10 protein-coding genes are annotated in these 5,950 nt (G+C 64.3%); 5 read left to right on the top strand and 5 right to left on the bottom strand.

The annotated features are described in order from the left end of the window. Both EOA38_RS39795 and EOA38_RS25480 read left to right on the top strand, forming a co-directional pair. A partial coding sequence (locus EOA38_RS39795; RefSeq protein WP_210212986.1) for a hypothetical protein occupies nt 1-189 on the top strand: 189 nt, incomplete at its 5' end. A 113-nt stretch (nt 190-302) separates the two neighbouring features. After that, complete coding sequence (locus EOA38_RS25480; protein WP_127300537.1) at nt 303-602, top strand: hypothetical protein; 300 nt, start codon at nt 303-305, stop codon at nt 600-602. 81 nt (nt 603-683) lie between these two features. Here the strand turns inward: EOA38_RS25480 and EOA38_RS25475 are convergent, their stop codons facing one another. The 3 genes from EOA38_RS25475 to EOA38_RS25465 all read right to left on the bottom strand — a co-directional run bounded on the left by EOA38_RS25475 (nt 684) and on the right by EOA38_RS25465 (nt 2,242). Then, nucleotides 684-1,190, bottom strand: a complete 507-nt coding sequence (locus EOA38_RS25475) for an invasion associated locus B family protein (protein ID WP_126091157.1) — start codon at nt 1,188-1,190, stop codon at nt 684-686. A 265-nt stretch (nt 1,191-1,455) separates the two neighbouring features. Continuing rightward, nucleotides 1,456-1,818 carry a YkvA family protein gene (locus EOA38_RS25470; RefSeq protein WP_126091158.1) on the bottom strand — a complete coding sequence of 121 codons (363 nt, stop codon included), beginning with the start codon at nt 1,816-1,818 and terminating at the stop codon, nt 1,456-1,458. 130 nt (nt 1,819-1,948) lie between these two features. Next, on the bottom strand, nt 1,949-2,242 hold the full coding sequence (locus EOA38_RS25465) for a 4a-hydroxytetrahydrobiopterin dehydratase (RefSeq protein WP_127300536.1): 294 nt from the start codon (nt 2,240-2,242) through the stop codon (nt 1,949-1,951). A 53-nt stretch (nt 2,243-2,295) separates the two neighbouring features. On the opposite strand from EOA38_RS25465, the gene EOA38_RS25460 reads away from it, so the two are divergent. After that, a complete protein-coding gene (locus EOA38_RS25460; protein WP_127300535.1) occupies nt 2,296-2,814 on the top strand; it encodes a low molecular weight protein-tyrosine-phosphatase in 519 nt (172 codons plus the stop codon). Here the strand turns inward: EOA38_RS25460 and thpR are convergent. Together thpR and EOA38_RS25450 are read right to left on the bottom strand one after the other, a co-directional pair. After that, entirely contained in the window at nt 2,718-3,314 is a 597-nt protein-coding gene (gene thpR / locus EOA38_RS25455) for an RNA 2',3'-cyclic phosphodiesterase (RefSeq protein WP_126091161.1), read from the bottom strand. The two genes, EOA38_RS25460 and thpR, sit on opposite strands and share 97 nt — an antisense overlap. 118 nt (nt 3,315-3,432) lie before the next feature. Further along, nucleotides 3,433-4,077: an arylesterase gene (locus EOA38_RS25450; RefSeq protein WP_127300534.1), complete on the bottom strand. Its 645-nt coding sequence runs from the start codon at nt 4,075-4,077 to the stop codon at nt 3,433-3,435. 73 nt (nt 4,078-4,150) lie between these two features. Here EOA38_RS25450 and EOA38_RS25445 point away from each other — a divergent pair, with 73 nt between their 5' ends. Then, a complete protein-coding gene (locus EOA38_RS25445; protein WP_127300533.1) occupies nt 4,151-4,849 on the top strand; it encodes an ABC transporter ATP-binding protein in 699 nt (232 codons plus the stop codon). Further along, the coding region (locus tag EOA38_RS25440; RefSeq protein WP_127300532.1) for an FtsX-like permease family protein at nt 4,849-5,950 on the top strand (1,102 nt) is incomplete at its 3' end. The genes EOA38_RS25445 and EOA38_RS25440, both read left to right, overlap by 1 nt.

Here is a 5,950-nt window from a genome sequence, read left to right as displayed (position 1 = left end):
TTCTGGCTCATCACGCTTCTGGCCTCGAATGGCATCCCGAACCCCCTCGCGCAAAACGCGCAAAACTGTTCGCGATGTCTTCGCACACCTGTTCGCGATGTCCCCGGTCCAAACAAAGGGGAGAAGGGAGAGGCGCCGATCGGCAACGACGTTACTCTTGAGTATCCGCTCTTCGGCGGTGACCGCTGACCTGCGCGCCGTCCTCGGCCCGATCACATAGTCGTGTTGGTGTAACGCTTCGCCAACCCGCAGCGAACCCTGAAAGGGGCAATTGTGCCCCCCGCAAAACGGGAGTGAGCAGAATGCATTCGATCAAGCTTGTAGCGATTGCCGGCCTTGTCGGCCTGTCCGTCTCGCCGGCGCTTGCCGAGGACGCGATGGGAACGATGACCATGATGAAGGGCGGGCAAGTGACGGCGATCATGCCCGACGGGCATATGGGCACCATGACGCCTGACGCGAAGATGGGCGCCGAAATGATGAAGACGGCGAAGCCACTCAAGCATTGCATGATGATGATCACCGACGCCAAGGGCAAAGCCTACATGATCGACACGTCGACCAAGAAGGCCCAGGCCGAATGTGAAAAAATGGCGATGTGAGCGGAACGGCGGCAAGCCGGTGGATAAAAGCAAAAAGGCCGGGCTTGGAGGCCCGGCCTAATCGTCAGATTTGGCTTTTCGCTATTTGCACTTGGCGATCGAGGACAGCGCCGCCGAAATGCCCTTCAGCGAAAAGACGTAAGAAGTGGGGTTGCCGCGGCCGGACTTCGCCTGCACCTTCATGTCGGTGCCGGTCTTCATGGCGGCGATCAGGACCGGTTCCTCTGCCGCGTTCTCGACCCAGGCCGACTTGCCGCGGGTGAACATCGAGAAGGTCTTCTTGTCGATGGTGACGGTGGCCTTGGAGCCCTCCTGGAAATTGTAGCCGGCGATGAATTGCGGCTCGTAGGACACCTGCTGTCCGGGCCGCTGGCTGACGAAGAAGAACATGTCGCCGTGATCGAGCGACGGCGGCTGCTTGTCGGTCGGAACCGTCAGCACGTAGCAGACCTTGCCGCCCGCCGACTGGTAGCTGTAGGTGCCCCAGGCATTGTGCTGGCCGATCTTGGTCGCCTGCTGAGCCAGCGCCGGCCCCGCAAAAGCGGCCGCCAGGACCAGGCTCGAAACCGTAGCAATCAATCCGCGCATCGTTCTTCCCGTATTCCAACTGGTGCGGAGGCGGGCCGCCTGGCGTCCTGCCGTCGCTTCATTTTGATTTAATCAGGGTTACCAAACGGTGAATTGTCCTCAAGAAAAGGAACTCACCCCAGGAAACCGCCACCATTCGCGCCACCGCTGGAAATGCGGCGATCACGATGTCCCGGCGCGAACTTGGAGGCCACGAAAGCGGCATGAGTTTGTCTTTTCGCGCGGGCGGTTTCGCGGTGTCGTTGTGCCAAAATGTCGGCCAGGGTCAACGCTTGTCAGCCAGCGCGTCCCTGGCGGCCTGCCGGTGCGCCGGCGTGATATGGGCGCTGACAGCGGTGATCGCGGCGGTCAACACCGCAAGGTCGTCGGTGAAGCCGAGACCGAAAACGACGTCGGGAATGAAATCCACCGGCAGGACGAAATAGCCGAGCGCGGCGATGAGGATGCCCTTGGCGCGCAGCGGCGTATCCTTGTCCATGGCGCAATAATAGGCGGCGACCACCTCGTCCATGAACGGGATCTGCCGGGCAGCCTTCTTGGCGGTGCGCCAGAATTTCTCGCGCACCTCGCCTTCGCCGGCGAGCTTGTCGCCAAAGCCGAAGAAATCAAAACCGGATTCCTGCGCCATCAATCTCTCCTTGGCCGCGCGTGTCCTTGCACGTCGGCCCGCCGCCGGAGATGTGGTGAAAGCGCTGCCTCGCTGCAAGAGTTCGGGTGGCTGTTGGCCCGGAAATCGCACTCCGTCCGGCAGGCCGCCTCTAACCGAAGTAGCGGTTCATCCGCTTCGCCAATTCGATATCGAGCGCGGTCACGCCGCCGGCATCGTGCGTGTTCAGCGTGACGTCGACGGTCTTGTAGACGTTCGACCAGTCGGGGTGATGGTCCATCTTTTCGGCGGCCAAAGCCACGCGGGTCATGAAGGCGAAGGCTTCGGAGAAGTTCTTGAAGCCGAAGCTGCGCTTGATGGAGGCGCCGTCGGCGGCCAGCGACCAGCCTTCGAGTTCCGCCAAAGCGGCGGTGATCGCTTCCTTGCTGAGTTTCTCTCTGGTCATGTCGATTTCCTGTGCTATTCGGGAAAAATGACCCGCACCATAGCGCCGGATCGATGAGCGCAAAGCCCATAAATTCCGTTCTGTTCGTCTGCCTCGGCAACATCTGCCGGTCGCCTTTGGCCGAAGGCATCTTGCGCGCCGTCCTGGCCGAGCGCGGAGTGGGTCACGACATCGTGCTCGATTCGGCCGCGACCAGCGGCTGGGAGGTCGGCTCGGCCCCGGATCCACGCTCGATCGCGGTCGCCATTCGCCACGGGATCGACATTTCCGGGCAAAGGGCCCGCAAGATAGCGCCAGAGGATTTTTCGCGGTTCGACCTGATCCTCGGCATGGACCGGTCGAATGTGCGCGACCTCAAGGCGCTGGCGCCACAGGTCGCGCACGACCGCATCCATCTCTATCTGGACTTTGCGACCGGGAGCGGACGGGACGTGCCGGATCCCTATTGTGACGGACCGGAAGAGTTCGCTTCGGTCTACCGCATGATCCGCGAGGCGTCGGAGGCGCTGGCGAAGCGGCTGGACGCGCGCGCGTCGGCGCCGACCAACGGCCAGGCTTCCTCGACGATGTAAGGGCCGCCGCCGACCGAATCGCGCGACGACATCAGGACGAAGCGGCCGACGCGGAAGGGCAGCGCGGAAAAATTGCCGCGCGCCGAAAGATATTGCGCGACGTCGAGCGGGCTCGCATTGCGCAGGCGCGCAAGCGTCACATGCGGCGTGAACTTGCGCGGATCGGCGGGCAGGCCGAGCCGCTGGCAGATGCGGTCGATCTCGCCCTGCAGCGCCACCAGGTCCTGCGATACGGACACGCCGGCCCACACAGCATGCGGCTTTTTTCCCCCGAAAGCACCGACACCCGAAAGCGTCAGGGGGAACGAGGGGCGGTTGACCCGGTCGAGTGCGTTGGCGATCTCGTCGGCGACATGGCCCTCGACATCGCCGATGAAGCGCAGCGTCAGGTGATAGTTTTCGACATCGATCCAGCGGGCTCCGGGCAGGCCGCCCCGGAGCAGGGACAGCGAAAGAGCAGCGTCACGCGGAATTTCGAGGGCGGTGAAAAGACGTGGCATGAAAAGCCTCCTGTCCTCGAATCGAAACTCTCACCCCTAGCGAATCATCGATATCCGCGCGGGGCAAGCGGTTTGTTGTCCACAAAGTTTCCCCAACGGAAACCGTGGCATTCCAGCCTCACGACGCCCCGCCATTCGCGGCAATGGCCTTCTCGACGGCTGGCAGGATGCGCTCGACGATCACATCGACGCCCCTGGGGTTGGGATGCAGGCCGTCGTCCAGCTGCAGGTCGGGATGGCCGGCGACGCCGTCGAGGAAGAACGGATAGAGCGGCACGTCGTATTTCGCGGTAAGCTTCGGATAGATGGCGTCGAAGGCTTTCTGGTATTCGGCGCCGAGATTTGGCGCGGCCCGCATGCCGGCCAGAAGCACCGGGATGTTGCGCTGCTTGAGCTTGGCCAGCATCGCGTCGAGGTTCTTTTCGGCGAGGTCGGGCGAAACGCCGCGCAGCATGTCATTGGCGCCGAGCTCGAGGATGACGAGCCTGGTGCCGTCCGGCACCGACCAGTCGAGCCGTGCCAGTCCGCCGCTGGTGGTGTCACCGGAGACGCCGGCATTGGCGACGGTGACGTCCAGGCCCTTCGCCTTCAGCGCCGTCTGCAGCCTGTCGGTGAAACCTGCCCCCGGGCCCAAGCCGAATCCCGCCGTCAGGCTGTCGCCGAAGCCGACGATCGTGAACGTGCCGGCATGCGCGGACGAAATGGCGCCGCAAACCGCAACGAAAAGGATGAGGGCTGCGGCAAATGTCTGTTTGAAAGCCATGCGGCGAGCCCCATATGACCGGAACATTCGCGGGGAAGTCGTCCCCTTTTCCACCATATAGGACGCTTTCATTGTGACAGAAGCCGTCATCGCACTGAGGGATGTCTCGCTGACGCTCGGCGAGGGCGCTTCCTCCGTCCACGTGCTGAAAGGCGTCAGCCTGGATGTGGCGGCGGGCGAGGCCACCGGCATCGTCGGCCCCTCGGGCTCCGGCAAGTCCACCCTGCTGATGGTCCTGGCCGGATTGGAAAGGGTCGACCAGGGTACGGTGCGAATCGCCGGCGAATTGCTCAACGGCAAAAGCGAGGACCAGATTGCATCGTTTCGGGGGCGAAACGTGGGCATTGTCTTCCAGTCCTTCCATCTCATCCCCAACATGACGGCGCTCGAAAACGTCGCGGTGCCGCTGGAGCTTGCCGGCCATGCCGATCCGTTCGGCGTGGCGGCGCGGGAGCTGGCGGCGGTGGGCCTGAGCGACCGTGTGACGCACTACCCTGGCGAGCTGTCCGGGGGCGAGCAGCAGCGCGTCGCGATCGCCAGGGCGCTGGCGCCCTCGCCGCGCATCCTCATTGCCGACGAGCCGACCGGCAATCTCGACCAGGCGACGGGAAAGCAGATCGCCGACCTTCTCTTCGCCAAGGCCGCCGAGCGCGCCATGACGCTGGTGCTGGTCACGCATGATCCGGCGCTCGCGGCCCGCTGCGCGCGCCAGGTGTCGATGCGCTCCGGCCGGATCGAGGATGCGCCAAGGTCCGTGAAGGTGCCGGCTTGATGCCGCGCACATTGAAGCTCGCCGTCCGCTTCTCGCTGCGCGAGATGCGCGGCGGCCTATCCGGCTTCATGATCTTCCTCGCCTGCATCGCGCTCGGCGTCGCGGCGATCGGCGGGGTCAATTCGGTGGCGCACGCGATCACCGCCGGCGTCGCCAATCAGGGCCAGACGCTGCTCGGCGGCGATCTGCGCTTCCAGATCAACCAGCGCAGCGCTTCCAATGCCGAGCTCGGCTTCCTCGACAGTCTGGGCACGGTGTCCCTGAATTCGGGCATGCGCTCGATGGCGCGGCTCGAGGACGGCTCGGACCAGGCGCTGGTCGAGGCCAAGGCGGTCGATGACGGCTATCCGCTTTACGGCACACTGGAGACAGACCCGCCGCTGCCGAGAAAAGAGCTGTTCGGCGAGAGGTCCGGCATCTTCGGCGCCGCCGCCCCCGATCTGTTGTTCGATCGCCTCAATCTCCATATCGGCGACCGGCTGAAGCTTGGCAGCGCCACTTTCGAGCTGAGGGCCAGGCTGGTCAACGAGCCTGACGCGATCTCGGACGGCTTTGGCTTCGCGCCGCGGCTGATGATCTCGAGCGAAGGGCTTGCCGCGTCCGGACTGGTTCAGCCCGGCAGCCTGGTCGAGAACGCCTACAAGGTGCGGCTGCCCGACGGCGCGTCAGAGGCGCGGATCAAGGAAATCCAGGCCGAGGCGGCAAAGGAATTTCCGCAGGCCGGCTGGTCGATCCGCACGCGCAGCAACGCCGCACCCGCGCTCTCGTCCAACATCGAGCGCTTCTCGCAGTTCCTGACCCTGGTCGGGCTGACCGCGCTGGTGGTCGGCGGCGTCGGCGTGGCGAATGCGGTGCGCGCCTATCTCGACGGCAAGCGCGGCGTCATCGCCACCTTCAAAAGCCTCGGCGCCTCGGGCGGTTTCGTCTTCACCGTCTATCTCGTGCAGATCCTCTTGATTGCCGGCCTCGGCATCGTGCTCGGCCTGATCCTGGGCGCCGCGATGCCGTTCGTGGCGAGCACTCTTTTGCAATCGGTCATTCCGGTGCCCGCGGAAGGCGGGTTCTACGCCAGCGCGCTCGCGCTCGCGGCGCTATTCGGGC

This window comes from Mesorhizobium sp. M1E.F.Ca.ET.041.01.1.1, assembly GCF_003997355.1.
Classification (GTDB): Bacteria; Pseudomonadota; Alphaproteobacteria; order Rhizobiales; family Rhizobiaceae; genus Mesorhizobium.
The sequence above is the reverse complement of the archived record's forward strand: the minus strand, read 5'-3'. Positions and strand labels throughout refer to the sequence as shown.